Consider the following 16,446-nt stretch of genomic DNA (forward strand, 5'->3'; position numbering starts at 1 on the left):
AATAATAATAATAATATATATNNTNTTTTATTTTTATTTATTTTCGAGCCAGCTTTTTATTTATAAATCCTAAAATCAATCCTCGTATTTGTGGATCAATTGCAAGACCGATAATACCGTATAATATACCAGTAATTGTTAAAGCAATTAGTGGCGGTAAGGTAATTAATATTGTACGGTATAGAATATAGCTTAATATAAAGGCTAAGGTATTGAATATAATCCCTTTAAATAGTAACGAGAAGCCTTTACGAACAAATAGAGTGAATCCGATTAATAACGTAATCTCGGTAAGGATAGCGGCAATAGCGGCTCCCATCATTCCGAACTGACTACCTAAGACGATGTAACTTATAATGGCAACAGCTAGTCCGATTCCCATTGTTGTTGCACGTTTCCATTGTTGACCAATGGTCGTTAAATTATCAGCAAGTGGATAGTTAATAGATTGTAAAATGACCATAAAGGCTAAAATGGCAAGAGCATCACCAGCTGGCGCATACTCTTCGCCTAATAAAGTAACAATCCAAAAACTTGGATCAGCGATAAATGGAATGGAGATTCCCATCCCTAAGAAAGACATTAGTTTTAATTCAAACTGAGATAGTTTTCTATGTTCATCAATATTCTTTTCATTTCCAAAAGTAAATAATTTTGGGTAGAAGGCTGCTGCAATTACACCAGGTATTTGATAAAGGACTGCAGGTATTTTCGATGCAGCTCCAAAGAATCCAACTTGCTCATACGTCGAAACTTTTTCTAATATAATAGGGCCTAACTGCGGTAAAAGCATAATAATAATGCCATTGATTGTGAAAATCAGCAGTTGATCTAAAATCCCTTTGTCCCAGCCCTTATGAACTGTCGTATGGCGGAGTACCATTATGAAGGCGATGACTCCTGTTACAAGACTAGATATCCCATACATAGCAGCGACCGTCATAAGTGACCATTTCAACGACATTCCTAGTAGAAGCGCAGCTGCGGCTGTTACACCTTGTAGTACAGAAATAATCGCTGTAAATTGCATACGTTCTGTTACTTGGAAGTAAGCCATTCCAACACCTTGTAAAGTTGCTCCAAACATTGTTGGTAGTACAACCCAATATACCATGGCGCGTAAGTAGGCATCAGTATAGAAGAACTGAGCAAAAATAGCGAAGAGTACAGAAATTACGACAGCTAATACGAAACGAATGCGTAAATAACTACTGATTAGTACGCTAATATTTGCATCCTTTCTCGTTCCTTCACGCATAAACGTATGTGTCAAACCTGCATCTGTGAAATAACAAATAACAGCGGAAACAGCTAATGCAGTTGTAAACATCCCATACTCACCGGGAGAAACGTATCTTGCGAAGAGAATCGTCGCGATAGCAAGTACAAATCGAACAGTAATATTTCCTACAAATAGGTAGGAGGCATTTTTAAGAATCTTATTTGTTTTCATGAGAAAAAACCTTTCTATTCTTTAGGACCTTTTTCGTTTGTCCTATTTGTAAATTTGATTTGTTTACGGAAAGAGAGATGAGTACTATATTTTCAGTTTAAGAAAACAGAAATTTAATTCGCACAAACCAAAGCATTGCATATAGTTTTTTACTACGCTTTCCATTTTTTGAATAGATTTTACGGCAATATTTCTTTATATCTTTTTTGATTAATTGGACTTGGGCATTATTTAATTGAGAGTTTTCTTTAATGTATATACAAGCATTATTGATAACCGTATAAGGGAATAAATAAGTCTCAAGAATCTCAATAAGTGACTGAGGGTCTTTCGTAATGAAGTCTTGAGATTTATTATGTACCCAGTCTTTCATACGATTGAATACTTCTAGTTCTTTAGTTGTTTTTAATTCGTAATCTTTATATTTAGAAGAAAGATTTCCTTCGGATAAGATTCTATAATATGTTAAATATTCATCGACATAGCATACATTTGTCACACTCATTAGTTTAAATAAAAACTCCAAGTCTTCTCCCCAGCTACATCCTGGTGTAAAACGGATATTATGATTCATTGCGATAGAGCGTTTGAAAATCCAAGTACTTGTTTGAGCAACAACTTGGTGTGTTAAGAATGCTTTTGCCATATCACCTTTAATAAAGTTTGTTGTATGCTCAACCTTTTCGCCTGTTTCTTCGTAGAAATTCATATAACCACAATAGCACGCATCCATGTTGTTTTTATGCATACTCTCGATTTGTTTCTCAATTTTAGTTGGATGCCATAAGTCATCACTATCAAGGAAAGCGACGTATTCCCCGCTAGCATTTTCAATCCCTGTATTACGAGCTACTGAAACGCCTTGGTTTTTTTGGTGAACGTATTTTACTTGCCCCGGATATTTTTCTGCAAGATTTTTTACGATAGAAGGTGATTGATCTTTACTTCCATCATCTACAATTACAATTTCAATGTTTTTATATGTTTGATCCAGTATTGACTGCATTGTTTCTTCAATATATTTTTCTGTGTTATACAGAGGTATGACAACAGAAACAAGTTGTTTTTGTTCCATCATAGAATTTTTATCTCCTCAAATTTTTTATGTCTTGCACCATATATACAAGCCTTTTGAAAGGAAGAAGATTACAAGAACATCTGTATCAGTTTAACGCATATAAACTTTGTAAATCAACTTTCTATTATTGTACTTTGTATAAAAAGTATTTATTATAGAATATATTTTCTTGTAAAAATATAGAAATGCAATTTGGAAATTATGTATTTTAAGGGGAAATATGAAATGTTAAGGCGATTTGCGCTTCGTTTTGCAACTTTACAAACACATGGTGCAGATTTGACTCTAGCTAGCGATGATATAGGTTATCAAAAAACGGCAACTATTTTATTGGAAACAGGAATGTTAATATATCATGAGCTGGATAAACCACCTATTCATATTATGCCAGGTTTTCCAGTGTTTTTAGTTACTGTATTTTACTTTTTTGTAAATGGCAATAAAGGCCTTTTTGTAGCTAAATTAATTATTATCCTATTAGGGGTACTTATTATTTTACTAACTTATAAGATTGGTACTTATTTATTGAATCCCGCTGCAGGATTAATAGGTACTTTCTTATTAGCTGTATATCCTCCAGAGATTGTTTTGGAAAATTTAACTTTAACAGAAGGACAGTTTCTATTCTTTTTCATTGAGATTATTATATTGGAGTTTAAAATTAGCTGATACTCATAAAACGAAACATTTTCTACTTTTTAGCATTGTACTTACGCCTACAATTTGCTTTATATCCAATACTATTATTTATATATCTTTTAATGAAGCGCTATCCATTCCGCATTGATGAAGCAAGCGATAGTATTTTTTATAATAAAAAATACATGCAAGGAAGGACCTGTGCATGTATGATGAGAAGATTATGTTAAATATTCCAAGGCTTACTTAAAGTTAAAACTTCAGCCATCTCTTTACTTTTTAAACGTCCTTTTTTCGGTTTTCCGCGCGTTCTAAACCGGTTGTGTGTAACCAATGTTCTTCCTGAGTTTCAGGGAGTACTTGTGGTACGGACGAAGGTTTTCCATCTTTTATTGCTACAAATGTAATGAAGCAAGTAGCGGCAATTCTACGCTCGCCTGCTAATAAGTTTTCTGCGATTACTTTTACGAAAACTTCCATTGAAGATTTCCCTGTATAACATACAAATGCTTCATAACAAACAGAATCAGCTTGGTGAATTGGAGTTAAAAAATCAACTGAATCAATAGATGCTGTTACGCAATGTTTACGACTATGTCTTGCAGCCGCAATTGAAGCAATACTATCAATTTCTGCTAATAATTTCCCTCCAAAAAGTGTTTGGTGATTATTTAAATCGTTAGGAAAAACACGTGTTGTCTTAATTGCCTTAGATTCTCGCATGAATTTCTTTTCCATATATTCAGCCCCTATAGTCTGTTTTCAATCAGAATAATATGTGTAAGCAGATTACTCATATTAGATATTTAATGAAGTAAAGTGTATTCCAAAAGAGGATTATTTAAACTTCTGTATTTGTATTCATGTAACTGAAAGAAAATTTATTTTATCTAAAATGTAGTGTAAAAGAGGATTCGCTTACATTGCAAGTAAAAAGTAATGACTATGTATTTGTCATAGAAATTCCCTATCAGCCGTGTACCCATTCATGATAGAATCGTTTTGTTATGAATGGAAATAGAGGTGCAATGGACATATGAATCATATACAAACAAATTTTTCATCTTTCTTCAATAAAATTACAATCGGTGCGATGCTCGCATTTTTGGTTTATAGTTGTTGGGCAGCATTTGAGACAAGTAAGCAATTTTTTGGAGGAAGTACAACAAGTGTAACAATCATATTAGCAATTTTCGTCATACTCATTTTGTTAGTGGCATCAATTCTACAATATCGTTTTACAGATAAACAATTTCTTATTTTTCTTATAAGTATATCTATAGTTGTGAGGCTTAGTATGCTGTTATTTGTAGATGCTCCAATAATTGGTGATATGAAAGTGATGTATGAGTCTGCAAAGCAGATTGCAATTGGTAATAATATAGGGACTGTAACTCATTTACCTTTTATTATATATGAGTCGGTAATTATTCGTATATTTGGTGATTCATTATTCGCTTTACAACTATTTAATGTGCTATTTTGCACAGGAACAGCATTATTTATTTATCGTATTGCGGGAATGGTTTTTGGAGAAGAATGCGGTCGTATTGCTTCTATCTTTTATGCTCTGTATATTCCAAATATATTCATGAGTTCCGTATTAACTCCTGAGTCACTTGCAATATTTTTATTTTATTTTGCTTGTTACATACTTTTATATAAAGGATTAGATCATCCTTATATGTGGGTGTTTTCAGCGATTTTATTTGCATTTAGTAATATGATTTTCCCAATGGGATTATTTCTTCCTATTTTTATCACGGTATATGTATTATTAATTGAAGTATTTCAATCAGCAACGAAACAAAAAGTGTTACTAAAGATGATAGGGATACTTATTCTATTTTATAGCGCTCATTTTGGTGTGAATTATGGAATTAAGACAATGGGATTATCACAATATACGATTGCGAATGAGACATATGTTCAATCTGTCTTAATTGGAAAAACGAAACATGAGGAAAAAATATCAAAAAATCAAAGTGTAACAGAGCATATTGATCAAAAGTTAAAAGAGATTGAGGGAGAAAGATTTAAACTTTTAGAACCGATGATAAATCAGTTTTCGGATGAGGGGATAAATTCTATTCTTTTCAAATGTGAAAAACTGATTTATATAGCCGTAACATTGTTTATGACTATAGCTCTATTACACTTCCTTATTAAGAAACAACAAAATGAGGGATATATGTTGTTCTTATTTTTAATTAGTGGCTACGTATTGCTAAAGCTCTTCCAAGTAGATATGGCATATTACAATGTAATTATGCCGGCATTGTTTATTTTGCAGAGCTTTGGTGTTTATATGAGTTATGTGTATTGTCAAAAAATATTTTTCAGAAAATAAAAAGAATCCATTCTGGATTCTTTTTTTGATGGAAGGTGAAATTTAGTAGTCAGTGCAGATGGAAAGTATGCCTGACTACTAAATTTCATCTTATCGATTTAGTTCTAGTTGCAAATTATCGGCTGTTAGAGCCATTTGTGAGGAATCATCTTGAATTCCTTTCATTACTTGTGAAATAGCTTGTAGTTCGTGTTCAATTTTCTTATTCTGTTCTTTTGAGTTAGACATATCTTTTACAATTTCTTGGAAGTATCGATCTGTTGCCGACATACTATCCGTTCCTTCCGATACGAGAGAGCTAATTTGTTTCACGGAAGACGAGACACGAGTAATTTGTTCATTTGTTTTTTCGACGAGCTTTGTAACGTTAAATATAGATTCTTTCGTTTGCTCTGATAATTTTCGAATTTCACCAGCAACAACAGAAAACCCCTTCCCAAATTCTCCAGCACGTGCAGACTCGATAGCAGCGTTTAGTGCGAGTAAATTTGTTTGCTCCGCAATCGATTTAACAATATCTATGATTTCATTAATTTTGTTAGAAATATTGAGAAGTTCATGAGTATCTGTAATAATCGTTTCCATATTCATTTGAATAGATCCCATTCGTTTATTCTGCTGGTTTAATTGTTCTTTCCCTTTATTTGCTTTTTCTTCAGATGTTGTAGCTAATGATGTACCTGTTTTAGCAATCTCTACAATAGTTTCAGATTTGGCGGTTAGTTTTTGAATAGAAGAGCTTGTTTTTTCAGATACAGCAGCTAGTTCTGTTGCGATATGCGTAATTGTCATAGCAGTTAATTCTTTTTCTTTCTCAAGCTCTTTTTGCATTCTTTCATATTCAGATTCATAAGCTGCAAGAACAAGTTCTTGTTCAAGAGTGAATAATTTATTTATGACATTTATAGAATATGAAAAATCATCGATTGTCGTTATTTTTGTTTGCAAAATCTTCATGATAGAGCGGAATAATTCTTGATAAGCAGCAGTATACCATTTTCGATGTAAACCAATTTGTACATGCCTTTTGGCAATCCTAACACGCTGTTCAATAAAATCTTCATGCATATGGCCGCTGAATAATTCTTTAATATGTGTTTTTAAAGTTTGTTTTAGTTTTGGAATAGAGCTGTAACGCTCAATAATAGTAATTAAATTAGGTTGTTTTGTAATGTTGGCATAGAATTTTTCAGTAATCCAATCAATTTCTGCATAAATAAAAGGCTGTAGTACTTTTACAACTTGTAAATCTTCTTTTGAAATATGTAGCATATCCATTTGAATTTTTAATTCAGAATTAGTAGGTACATTAAAAGTTATTTGTTGGTCCTTACTTAATTCGATTATACTGGCATGTGTTTTATTAATATTTTTTTTGAAAACCCCAAGCATCATTCTTCCCCCTGTATATAAAACGTTTTCAATTTTAAAACTAATATAGAGTAATTATATATGCTTATATATAATTACTCTATATTAGTTCGTTGAATAGTATATAAATTAAGAGAATTCTATCTAGAATTCTCTTAATGGCCTTTATTAATTTTAGCATGTGTTTTAAAGAAAACGGGGAAATGCACATTATATATTACAGTGACGACACGAATAACGAATGTTACTAATAAACAAACATAGAAAGCTAATACGTGCGCCCCCATAGCGTGTGTGATTAGGAAGCTAATTGCTCCTAAGATAGAAGCGATTGCGTAAATTTCTTTTCGGAATACGTAAGGGATATCTTGAGCACAAATGTCACGCAAAATACCGCCTCCAATACCTGTAATGACTCCCATTGAAACAACTAGAAATGAGGCGTCAACATGATGTGACATTGCCGCATTTGCACCAATAGCTGTAAAAACGCCTAAGCCAACAGCATCAGAAAGCATAATAACGACTTGAAGTTTATTGATGCGCTCAAAAAACATACAAGTAAATAATGCTGATAATACACTTACGAAAAAGTAAATGGGTTTTACAAATGCGACAGGGGGCAGGTTACCAATCATGATATCACGAATAATACCGCCGCCGAGCGCAGTAGCTACAGCTAAACAAAGGACACCAAATAAATCTAAATCTTTTTTTAAACCAACTAATGTACCAGAAATGGCAGCGGCGATAATGCCAAGAAACGTAAATATATCGATTAATAACATGGCCTTAATCCCTTCCTCTTAAAGATGTTCCAGAGAAAAAATATACACTAAAGTATTGGAAATAACAATTACTTTTCGCTACATGTAGAAAAACGGATAAAATACATAAAGAAAGCGTTTGAAAATGTTTAGAAGAAAACGGAGCAAGGTTAATCTTTAGTTGTAGGATAGCCGAGTGGGTGTTTGCGTGTAGTTATTAAATTTTATATATTTATAAATGAATTAACAAATGTTACTATAATGCTGATAATAAGTAGAAGAGTGTTAGATAGTTTTTATAGAGATAGGGAAGGATAGCTAAAGGATAATGTTTTCTAGTACTACTTACGCTAGATTTGGTTAGTTTCGGCATAAAAATAAGTTCTCAATTTAAATATGAGTTATGTTATAATTGCTAGGTGTGTTTTGAAGATAAAAATTATGATTAAAAGATAATGTTAAGATTTTGTATGGAGGTCTTGGAATGTTAGCAAATCAAGCTAGGGTTAGATTTGAGCGTTTTTTGCTCTTTTTTATTATTTTACAGCCTGTTTTAGATTTATTAACGTCTCTTAGCATCACTTTATTAAAGTCAAATGCTACCGTTGGAATTTTAGTAAGATTCCTTATTATGGCTGTTGGTGGCATTTACATTTTAATTCAGGCAAAAGAGAAGGAAAATAGAAAGTTTTTAATTTATCTTATATTATTAGCCGGAGTTTTAGGAGTAGGATTTATTAATAACAAACTAGTTAAGGATCCTATTGTACTTAGTGAAGAAGTTAAATTCGTTGCGAAAGCATTATATATATATATCATGCTGGGATCATACATTTTAGCTTTAAAATCATTGAAAAAGACAGTTAATATTAGTGATAAGGTTCGAAATAGTATTGTATATTCTACATTAATCATTAACGCAATTATGGTTATTTCTATTTCAACATCTACTGATTTTGGTAGTTATGAATGGATGAAGGTTGGTTCTCGAGGTTGGTTCTATGCAGGGAATGAACTAGGTTCAATCTTAGCTATTATTTTCCCTATTGTAGTACTATATTCTATTCAAAAAACAAAGAGCTGGAAACACATTTTATATTGGATTCCATCACTTTTAATGATTTATTCGCTAATTCAAGTTGGTACAAAGGTAGGAATGGGCTCAATTGGTGCTACGTTAGCGGCAGCAATCGGAATCATTGTACTACAATTATTATTTAATAGAAAAAATCCGAACAAAAAATCCCTTGCGCTTAATGCAGTAATTGCTATTGTCCTATTAGCTGGTGTAGTTGGAACGTTTAAACAAACGCCATTAGCACAAAATATGGGTATTCACAATAATTATTTATCAGAGCAAAATGTGGCGCAGCAAGGTCAAAAAGAAAAAGAAATTAAAGAGAAGCTGAAAAAAGAGCAAGAACTTAAAGAAAAAGAAGAAAATCACCATAAAGTTGAAAAGCCAGAAGAAAAGGCGAAGATAGAAGAGGAAGTTAAGAAAGAGCTTGAGAAAGAGCAAAAGAAAGAAAATCAAGAAAATCTTATTTTCAGTGGACGTCAAGTATATGAAGAAAGACATAAGCAGTTCTTTAAAGAAGCACCAATGTCACAAAAGTTATTAGGAATGGGTTATGCAGGTAACTTTAAATACAATGAACAAAAGCAGCCAGATCCAAAACTAATTGAAATGGACTTCCATGATTGGTTTTATGATTTCGGGATTATTGGCTTTGTATTACTAATGATTCCATTTATTTATTACGGGCTAAGAATTCTACTAGCATTTGCTACGAGATTTAAGGACATATTTAATATAAAATATGGAATGATTTCAGCAAGCTTATTGTTAGCGTTAGGTATTGCTTATATTGCAGGACATATTTTAACAGCACCAGGAGTTGGGATTTACTTTGTAGTGGTGTTAGCTTATCTAATAGTAGACCTAGAAATTGAATGATAAAAATAAAAGCTAACTTTTGTTAGCTTTTATTTTTTAGTACAGTAAAATAAAAATAGATGGAAACGTAGCGAGGATCTAAAGGAGGAAAAAATATGAGAATATTGCATATGAATGCAGGAGCAGAAGATGGGGGAGGGAAAACACATATTATTTCACTTCTCGATCAGTTTCCAACTGGTGAAGTAGAATTAGCAGTATTTGAAGATGGAATTGTTGCGAAGGAAGCAAGGGAGTTAGGGATAAAAGTCCATGTGTTTTCACAAAAATCGCGCTATGATTTATCCATTTTAAAGAATATAAGTGAATTTATTAATAAAGAAAAATTCGATGTAGTTCATACACATGGCCCTAGGGCTAATTTCTATGTTTCTTTAATGAAAAAGAGAATAAAGGCAAAATGGGTAACGACTATTCATAGTGATCCATTTCAAGACTTTACTAAACAGGGCTTAAAAGGTTGGATTTTTACGAAATTAAATTTGAAAGCCTTAAAAAATATAGACTTATTTTTCGTTGTAACAAATAGATTGAAAAAAAGCCTGGCAGCATTAGGTATTTCAAATGAAAAGATGCATGTTATTTATAATGGAATTGAATACGATAAGGAAAAAGCAGAAGACTATAATAAAAAAGAAATGTTCAATATTGATGAAGATGTATTTACGGCAATCCAAGTAGCACGATTACATCCTGTCAAAGGACATGAAGTTTTATTCGATGCGTTACAACAAACAAAATTAGAGAAAATTAAAGTATTATTAGTTGGCGATGGCCCATTAGAAGAAAATCTAAAGTCATTAGCTACTGAAAAAGGGATTAACGATAAAGTAGAGTTTTTAGGACATCGTCAAGATGTAAAACAATTATTTGCGTCGTCACATGTAAATTTATTAACTTCCCATAGTGAAGGGTTCCCACTAGTTTTATTAGAAGCGGCAAATCAACGCGTACCATCAATTGTGACTAGGGCTGGAGAAATTGAACCATTAATCGTAGATGAAACTTACGGATGGATTGTGCCGACAGGTGATGGAAAGGCATTAGCATTAGCTTTAGAAGAAGCGTATGATAAGTGGAAAACTGGAGAGTTAGCAGCAATGGGTAAACATATTTATGAGCATGCTACTATGAACTTCTCACTTCAAAAACTATATGAAGATACAAAGGAAACATATAAGCAATTAATAGCGAAAAACTTGTAATGATAGAGAGGATAGTTAACTATGGCAGTACAAACAGTTGATATTCTAGGCGTTCCTTTTTCTACAATGACAATGGATGAAACGGTCCAATATTTAAAAGAACAACTAGAAGCGGAGCGAACTCATACGTTTCAGGTAGTAACAGCAAACCCTGAAATTGTTATGTGCGCAAAAAAGGATGAAAAGTTCTATCAAACATTATTGAATACAGATTTAATTACACCTGATGGTATTGGGGTTGTAAAGGCAAGCGGGATGCTTGGTACACCTTTAAAAGAACGTGTAGCAGGTTTTGATTTAATGTGTAATTTACTTGCGAAGTTATCAGAAGATAGTAAGCCGGTATCTGTTTTCTTATTAGGTGCAAAGCCGCATGTTGTACAAGCTGCAGCAGATCATTTAACAAAGACATATTCAGCTGTATCCATCGCCGGTATACAAGATGGTTATTTTAAACAAGAAGACGAAGAGAATATTATTTCTCGCATTCAAGAAGCAAAACCAGATTTATTACTTGTTGCACTTGGTTTCCCGAGACAAGAGAACTTTATCCAAAACAATAAGCATCGTTTAGAAACGAAAATGGCTGTTGGAGTGGGTGGAAGTTTAGACGTATGGGCTGGAGAGGTAAAACGTGCACCAAAATGGATTCAAGCGATTCATTTAGAGTGGTTTTATAGATTATGCAGTAATCCAACACGCTGGCGTCGTCAGTTAGTATTAGCGGAATTTTTAAAAGAAGTAATGCGTTCGAAAAAGTAGCGAAATATCGCTGCTTTTTTTATTTGTTCATTTTTAATAAATTGAAACTTTAATCAGTGAGGCATCCCCACTGATTATTAGCTCTCACCAATCGGGATAGACGTTTTACTTTTTGGGAATGATGAAGGAGAATTTTTTACACAAAAGTATTTTACTTATACAATTCACACATGTAAAATGATGTGTAAAGACACCTGTGTGAGGAGGACTTCTAGTGGGCAAGGTAAAAGAAATTTCGAAGCGCAAACTACTTGGTATAGCTGGGCTTGGATGGCTATTTGATGCAATGGATGTTGGAATGCTTTCATTTGTAATGGTAGCCTTGCAAAAGGATTGGGGATTAAGTACGCAAGAAATGGGCTGGATAGGCAGTATTAACTCAATCGGTATGGCAGTAGGAGCGCTTATTTTTGGGATACTATCAGATAAAATAGGGCGAAAATCAGTCTTTATTATTACATTATTATTATTTTCTATCGGTAGTGGTTTAACTGCATTAACGACGACACTTGCGATGTTTCTCGTTTTACGCTTTTTAATTGGTATGGGGCTTGGCGGAGAGCTTCCGGTTGCCTCTACACTAGTATCAGAGAGTGTTGAAGCGCATGAGCGTGGGAAAATTGTTGTGTTATTAGAAAGTTTTTGGGCAGGTGGATGGCTAATTGCAGCTCTTATCTCGTATTTTGTTATTCCTAAATATGGTTGGGAAGTTGCGATGGTATTGAGTGCAGTTCCAGCATTATATGCTTTATATTTAAGATGGAATTTACCGGATTCCCCAAGGTTCCAAAAAGTTGAAAAAAGGCCATCTGTTATTGAAAATATAAAATCAGTTTGGTCTGGGGAATATCGTAAAGCAACAATTATGCTATGGATTCTATGGTTTTGTGTTGTCTTTTCCTATTATGGAATGTTCCTTTGGTTACCGAGTGTAATGGTGCTAAAAGGATTTAGTTTAATAAAAAGTTTCCAATACGTACTTATTATGACATTAGCTCAACTTCCAGGATATTTCACAGCTGCTTGGTTTATTGAACGTCTCGGTCGTAAATTTGTTTTGGTTACGTATTTAATCGGGACAGCTTGCAGTGCTTATTTGTTTGGGGTTGCGGATTCATTAACAGTATTAATCGTGGCAGGTATGTTACTATCCTTCTTTAACTTAGGTGCTTGGGGAGCATTATACGCCTATACACCTGAGCAGTATCCAACGGTTATTCGTGGTACAGGTGCAGGAATGGCAGCAGCATTTGGTCGTATTGGTGGTATTCTTGGGCCACTATTAGTGGGATATTTAGTTGCTTCAGAAGCTTCACTATCATTAATATTTACGATTTTCTGTGGATCAATTTTAATTGGTGTATTCGCTGTAATAATACTTGGACAGGAAACGAAGCAACGAGAATTAGTATAAAGTGAAAATTTAAACGTATCCCTGACCGTTTATTATCCTACACTACTCGGCTCTTTATAGGCAGTTAGTGCGGGATAAAAGGGGAGAGGAAACCGAAGTGGTTTCCTTTTTTCTGTTTTTTTAGATAAATAATGGTATAGTAAGAAAAAGGGATTATTTCTTATAAAAGCGAATGTATACAACAGGACATATGGACAAAGAATTAGGTGGTTGAAGAAATGAAAATTTTACTGATCATGGAAGAGGCAGAAGAGAGAAGAGAGTTAGCTGAAAATTTCACTGAAAATATGAGAAATGTAGAATGTTTTGAAGCAAAGACAGGAACAGAATCTTTATTTATGATGAAAAAACATATACCAGACTTTGTTTTTTTAAGTTCCAAATTACTAGATGGTACTGGTTTTGAATATGCAAGTTTATTACGAGAAATAAATTGCTATACAAAATTTATTTTTGTAGGTGAAAACATAGAAGAATCTATTACAGCTTTTCGTTTCCAAGCATTTTATTATTTATTGCGACCATTTCGTGAAGAAGATTTACAATTTCTTTTATATAAAATAGGTAAAGAACAAGGTGAGAAAGCAAAGAGTTATTTGCGGAAACTACCGATAGAAAGTCAAGAGGGTATACGATATATTCTTCCAGAAGATATCGTATATGTAAGTAAAAATAAAGAAAATAAAACTGTTTCAATTTGCACAACGAATAATCAGTATATTTCAACATATACACTTCAGGAATTAGAAAATAAGCTAAATGCATATGATTTTTTACGTGTACATAAAAGCTATTTAATTAATATGTCATATGTAAAAGAACTGAAACCTTATTATAATGGCACGTATAATTTGTATTTAGATAGGTATGATGAGCAACCGATTCCAGTCAGTCGTAATTATGTAAAACGCCTTCGAAATAACATTGAATTATAGTAGGTAATGAGAGTATTTTAACATGATAAACTGAAAATCCTTCATGATAGGGAGGATTCAAGTTAAATATTCAGAAAATTTAGTACAATCTCCACTAAGAAATAGTATTGGGGGAATTGTATGTGAAGACATTGAAATCGATTTTACTTTGGGGCGTTATTACAGCAGTAGGAGCAGGTGCTTTTGGAGTAATAGCTTTATCACAAGGTGAAACCATTAATGCTGTATGGCTCTTAGTAGCTGCCGTATGTGTATATGCAGTTGCTTACCGCTTTTATAGTAGATTTATAGCGAGAAAGGTTTTTAATTTAGATGATAATCGGCAAACACCAGCCCATACATTAAACGATGGGAAAGACTATGTTCCAACAAATAAGTGGGTATTGTTTGGCCATCACTTTGCAGCGATTGCTGGGGCGGGACCTTTAGTAGGACCGATTTTAGCAGCACAAATGGGATATTTACCAGGAACCATTTGGATTATTGTTGGGGTAGTTGTTGCGGGGGCTGTCCAAGATTTTGTCATTTTATTTGCTTCGATGAGACGTAATGGTAAATCGTTAGGAGAAATGATTAAAGATGAGATTGGACCTGTTACAGGACTAATTGCAATGATAGGTATTTTAGGAATTATGATTATTTTATTAGCAGTATTAGCGTTAGTCGTAGTAAAGGCACTAATCGGAAGTCCTTGGGGAATGTTTACGATAGCAGCAACGATTCCTATCGCTATTTTAATGGGAGTTTATATGCGCTATATTAGGCCTGGTCGTGTTGGAGAAGGATCAGTAATTGGTATTATCCTACTTATTTTATCTCTTGTTGGAGGACAGTATGTAGCAGAAAATCCAACACTTGCAAGTATGTTCACATTTAGTGGTGAAACAATTGCTATTATGCTTATTGTATATGGATTTATCGCATCGGCATTACCAGTTTGGATGCTTTTAGCACCACGTGATTATTTAAGTACATTTTTAAAAGTCGGAACAATTGTAGGGTTAGCAATCGGTATCTTAATTGTAGCACCAGATTTACAAATGCCAGCAGTTTCGAAATTTATTGATGGAACTGGTCCTGTGTTTTCTGGAAACTTATTCCCGTTCTTATTTATTACTATTGCTTGTGGTGCAGTGTCTGGATTCCATGCTCTCGTTTCATCAGGTACGACGCCGAAGATGATCGAGCAAGAGGGACACGCACAGCCAATCGGTTATGGAGCAATGTTAATGGAGTCGTTTGTAGCAGCAATGGCGATGATTGCGGCTTGTGTATTAACACCGGGAACGTATTTTGCAATTAATAGCCCCGCAGCACTTATCGGTACAGATGTTTCGCAGGCAGCTCAAGTTATTTCCTCATGGGGATTTGCTATTACACCAAATGAACTAAAAGATCTCGCTGTAAATGTTGGAGAGCAAACAATTTTATCACGTACAGGTGGTGCGCCAACATTAGCGATAGGTATGGCATATATTTTCTCACAAGTAATAGGTGGAACGGCCATGATGGCATTTTGGTATCATTTTGCGATTCTCTTTGAAGCTCTATTCATTTTAACAACAATTGATGCCGGAACGCGTGTCGGCCGATTTATGATTCAAGATATTTTAGGGCATGTATATAAGCCATTTGGGAAAACGGATTCTACATTAGCGAATGTAATCGCTACAACATTATGTGTATTAGGGTGGGGATATTTCTTATACCAAGGGGTAATAGATCCGCTCGGTGGAATTAATACATTATGGCCACTTTTCGGTATTGCAAATCAAATGCTAGCAGGTATTGCATTATTACTTGGAACGACAATTTTGTTTAAAATGGGAAAAAAGGCGTACGTTTGGGTAACACTTATTCCAACTATCGGGTTGCTGATTGTAACGATGACGGCGGGATATCAAAAGCTATTTCATGAAAATCCTAAAATTGGATTTCTATCGCATGCAAAGGTATTTCAGGGAGCATTAGATGAGGGAAAAGTGTTAGCGCCAGCTAAAAATGTCGCTCAAATGAAGCAAATTATTTTCAATGATTATATCGATGCAGCGCTTTGCGGAATTTTTATGATAGTTGTAATCGCTGTGTTAATTTCAGCACTTCGAATTTGGATCCAAGTATTAAGAAATAAGCCAATGCCGTTAAAAGAGGCACCATATATTCCTAGAGATGAAAGTGAGTCGAGGAACTATGCTTAAAAAGTTGTGGCAAGTATGGGGCGAAAGAAAACGCTTTATTAGTTTGCTCGTTGGAGTACCAAGTTATGAAGTATATGTGGAGCATATGAAAAAGCATCATCCTGAAGAAGAGGTTGTATGTCAAAAGCAATTTTTTGCTGAGGCACAAGAAGCAAGATTTAATGCAAAGGGTGGAAAAATATCACGCTGTTGTTAATGAAAAAGGGCGAGTTTTCGCCCTTTTTATTTTTTTGCTGTTTCACGTGGAACAGCAAAAATAAACAAAACCTTTGGGAATTAAAGGTATTTCGTATACAATAAAGTGAGGAAGGGGATAG

General features: G+C 33.9%; 12 protein-coding genes and 3 pseudogenes. 9 read left to right on the forward strand and 6 right to left on the reverse strand.

The features are described from left to right. Positions 1–37: 37 nt before the first annotated feature. Entirely contained in the window at positions 38–1,453 is a 1,416-nt protein-coding gene (locus tag HMPREF1014_RS21015) for an oligosaccharide flippase family protein (RefSeq protein WP_000856151.1), read from the reverse strand. 97 nt (positions 1,454–1,550) lie between these two features. Next, entirely contained in the window at positions 1,551–2,531 is a 981-nt protein-coding gene (locus HMPREF1014_RS21020; RefSeq protein ID WP_000970526.1) for a glycosyltransferase family 2 protein, read from the reverse strand. Between the two features lie 201 nt (positions 2,532–2,732). Between HMPREF1014_RS21020 and HMPREF1014_RS21025 the strand changes: the two are divergent. After that, positions 2,733–3,335: pseudogene (locus tag HMPREF1014_RS21025) on the forward strand (4-amino-4-deoxy-L-arabinose transferase); the annotation flags it as partial. A gap of 61 nt (positions 3,336–3,396) precedes the next feature. Here HMPREF1014_RS21025 and HMPREF1014_RS21030 read toward each other — a convergent pair. Continuing rightward, a pseudogene (locus HMPREF1014_RS21030) lies at positions 3,397–3,908 on the reverse strand (acyl-CoA thioesterase). A 298-nt stretch (positions 3,909–4,206) separates the two neighbouring features. Here HMPREF1014_RS21030 and HMPREF1014_RS21035 point away from each other — a divergent pair. Further along, positions 4,207–5,520, forward strand: a complete 1,314-nt coding sequence (locus HMPREF1014_RS21035) for an ArnT family glycosyltransferase (protein WP_001015650.1) — start codon at positions 4,207–4,209, stop codon at positions 5,518–5,520. Positions 5,521–5,610: 90 nt separating this feature from the next. Here HMPREF1014_RS21035 and HMPREF1014_RS32635 read toward each other — a convergent pair whose 3' ends face one another. The 3 genes and pseudogenes from HMPREF1014_RS32635 to HMPREF1014_RS21045 form a co-directional block, all read right to left on the reverse strand. Beyond that, the gene (locus HMPREF1014_RS32635; RefSeq protein WP_370940964.1) at positions 5,611–6,351 is read right to left on the reverse strand and encodes a methyl-accepting chemotaxis protein; all 741 of its coding nucleotides are present in this window, start codon (positions 6,349–6,351) and stop codon (positions 5,611–5,613) included. Between the two features lie 15 nt (positions 6,352–6,366). After that, positions 6,367–6,915, reverse strand: a pseudogene (locus tag HMPREF1014_RS32640) (protoglobin family protein); the annotation flags it as partial. Positions 6,916–7,046: 131 nt separating this feature from the next. Then, entirely contained in the window at positions 7,047–7,679 is a 633-nt protein-coding gene (locus HMPREF1014_RS21045) for a trimeric intracellular cation channel family protein (RefSeq protein WP_000924371.1), read from the reverse strand. A gap of 463 nt (positions 7,680–8,142) precedes the next feature. Between HMPREF1014_RS21045 and HMPREF1014_RS21050 the strand changes: the two genes are divergently transcribed. The 7 genes from HMPREF1014_RS21050 (at position 8,143) to HMPREF1014_RS21080 (ending at position 16,325) form a co-directional block, all read left to right on the forward strand. Next, the gene (locus tag HMPREF1014_RS21050; protein WP_000880769.1) at positions 8,143–9,615 is read left to right on the forward strand and encodes an O-antigen ligase family protein; all 1,473 of its coding nucleotides are present in this window, start codon (positions 8,143–8,145) and stop codon (positions 9,613–9,615) included. A gap of 95 nt (positions 9,616–9,710) precedes the next feature. Next, the gene (locus HMPREF1014_RS21055) at positions 9,711–10,820 is read left to right on the forward strand and encodes a glycosyltransferase family 4 protein (protein ID WP_001221225.1); all 1,110 of its coding nucleotides are present in this window, start codon (positions 9,711–9,713) and stop codon (positions 10,818–10,820) included. A 21-nt stretch (positions 10,821–10,841) separates the two neighbouring features. Then, positions 10,842–11,582 carry a WecB/TagA/CpsF family glycosyltransferase gene (locus tag HMPREF1014_RS21060; RefSeq protein WP_000290748.1) on the forward strand — a complete coding sequence of 247 codons (741 nt, stop codon included), beginning with the start codon at positions 10,842–10,844 and terminating at the stop codon, positions 11,580–11,582. A gap of 214 nt (positions 11,583–11,796) precedes the next feature. Continuing rightward, positions 11,797–12,996 (forward strand): MFS transporter, encoded by a 1,200-nt coding sequence (locus HMPREF1014_RS21065; protein ID WP_000521077.1) that lies wholly within the window; start codon positions 11,797–11,799, stop codon positions 12,994–12,996. 218 nt (positions 12,997–13,214) lie between these two features. Beyond that, a complete protein-coding gene (locus HMPREF1014_RS21070; RefSeq protein ID WP_000698254.1) occupies positions 13,215–13,931 on the forward strand; it encodes a LytR/AlgR family response regulator transcription factor in 717 nt (238 codons plus the stop codon). A gap of 122 nt (positions 13,932–14,053) precedes the next feature. Continuing rightward, entirely contained in the window at positions 14,054–16,129 is a 2,076-nt protein-coding gene (gene cstA / locus HMPREF1014_RS21075) for a carbon starvation protein CstA (protein ID WP_000854310.1), read from the forward strand. After that, on the forward strand, positions 16,122–16,325 hold the full coding sequence (locus HMPREF1014_RS21080; protein WP_000914504.1) for a YbdD/YjiX family protein: 204 nt from the start codon (positions 16,122–16,124) through the stop codon (positions 16,323–16,325). The genes cstA and HMPREF1014_RS21080 overlap by 8 nt, the downstream gene beginning before the upstream one ends. The last annotated feature ends 121 nt before the right edge of the window (positions 16,326–16,446 follow it).

This window comes from Bacillus sp. 7_6_55CFAA_CT2 (genome assembly GCF_000238655.1).
In the GTDB taxonomy this organism is placed as follows: domain Bacteria; phylum Bacillota; class Bacilli; order Bacillales; family Bacillaceae_G; genus Bacillus_A; species Bacillus_A cereus.

Coding starts and splice junctions, on each gene's coding strand:
- HMPREF1014_RS21070 (WP_000698254.1), top strand. CDS start 13,215: ATGAAAATTTTACTGATCATGGAAGAGGCAGAAGAGAGAAGAGAGTTA.
- HMPREF1014_RS21050 (WP_000880769.1), top strand. CDS start 8,143: ATGTTAGCAAATCAAGCTAGGGTTAGATTTGAGCGTTTTTTGCTCTTT.
- HMPREF1014_RS21035 (WP_001015650.1), top strand. CDS start 4,207: ATGAATCATATACAAACAAATTTTTCATCTTTCTTCAATAAAATTACA.
- HMPREF1014_RS21045 (WP_000924371.1), bottom strand. CDS start 7,679: ATGTTATTAATCGATATATTTACGTTTCTTGGCATTATCGCCGCTGCC.
- HMPREF1014_RS21060 (WP_000290748.1), top strand. CDS start 10,842: ATGGCAGTACAAACAGTTGATATTCTAGGCGTTCCTTTTTCTACAATG.
- HMPREF1014_RS21015 (WP_000856151.1), bottom strand. CDS start 1,453: ATGAAAACAAATAAGATTCTTAAAAATGCCTCCTACCTATTTGTAGGA.
- HMPREF1014_RS21020 (WP_000970526.1), bottom strand. CDS start 2,531: ATGATGGAACAAAAACAACTTGTTTCTGTTGTCATACCTCTGTATAAC.
- HMPREF1014_RS32635 (WP_370940964.1), bottom strand. CDS start 6,351: ATGCAAAAAGAGCTTGAGAAAGAAAAAGAATTAACTGCTATGACAATT.
- HMPREF1014_RS21080 (WP_000914504.1), top strand. CDS start 16,122: ATGCTTAAAAAGTTGTGGCAAGTATGGGGCGAAAGAAAACGCTTTATT.
- HMPREF1014_RS21055 (WP_001221225.1), top strand. CDS start 9,711: ATGAGAATATTGCATATGAATGCAGGAGCAGAAGATGGGGGAGGGAAA.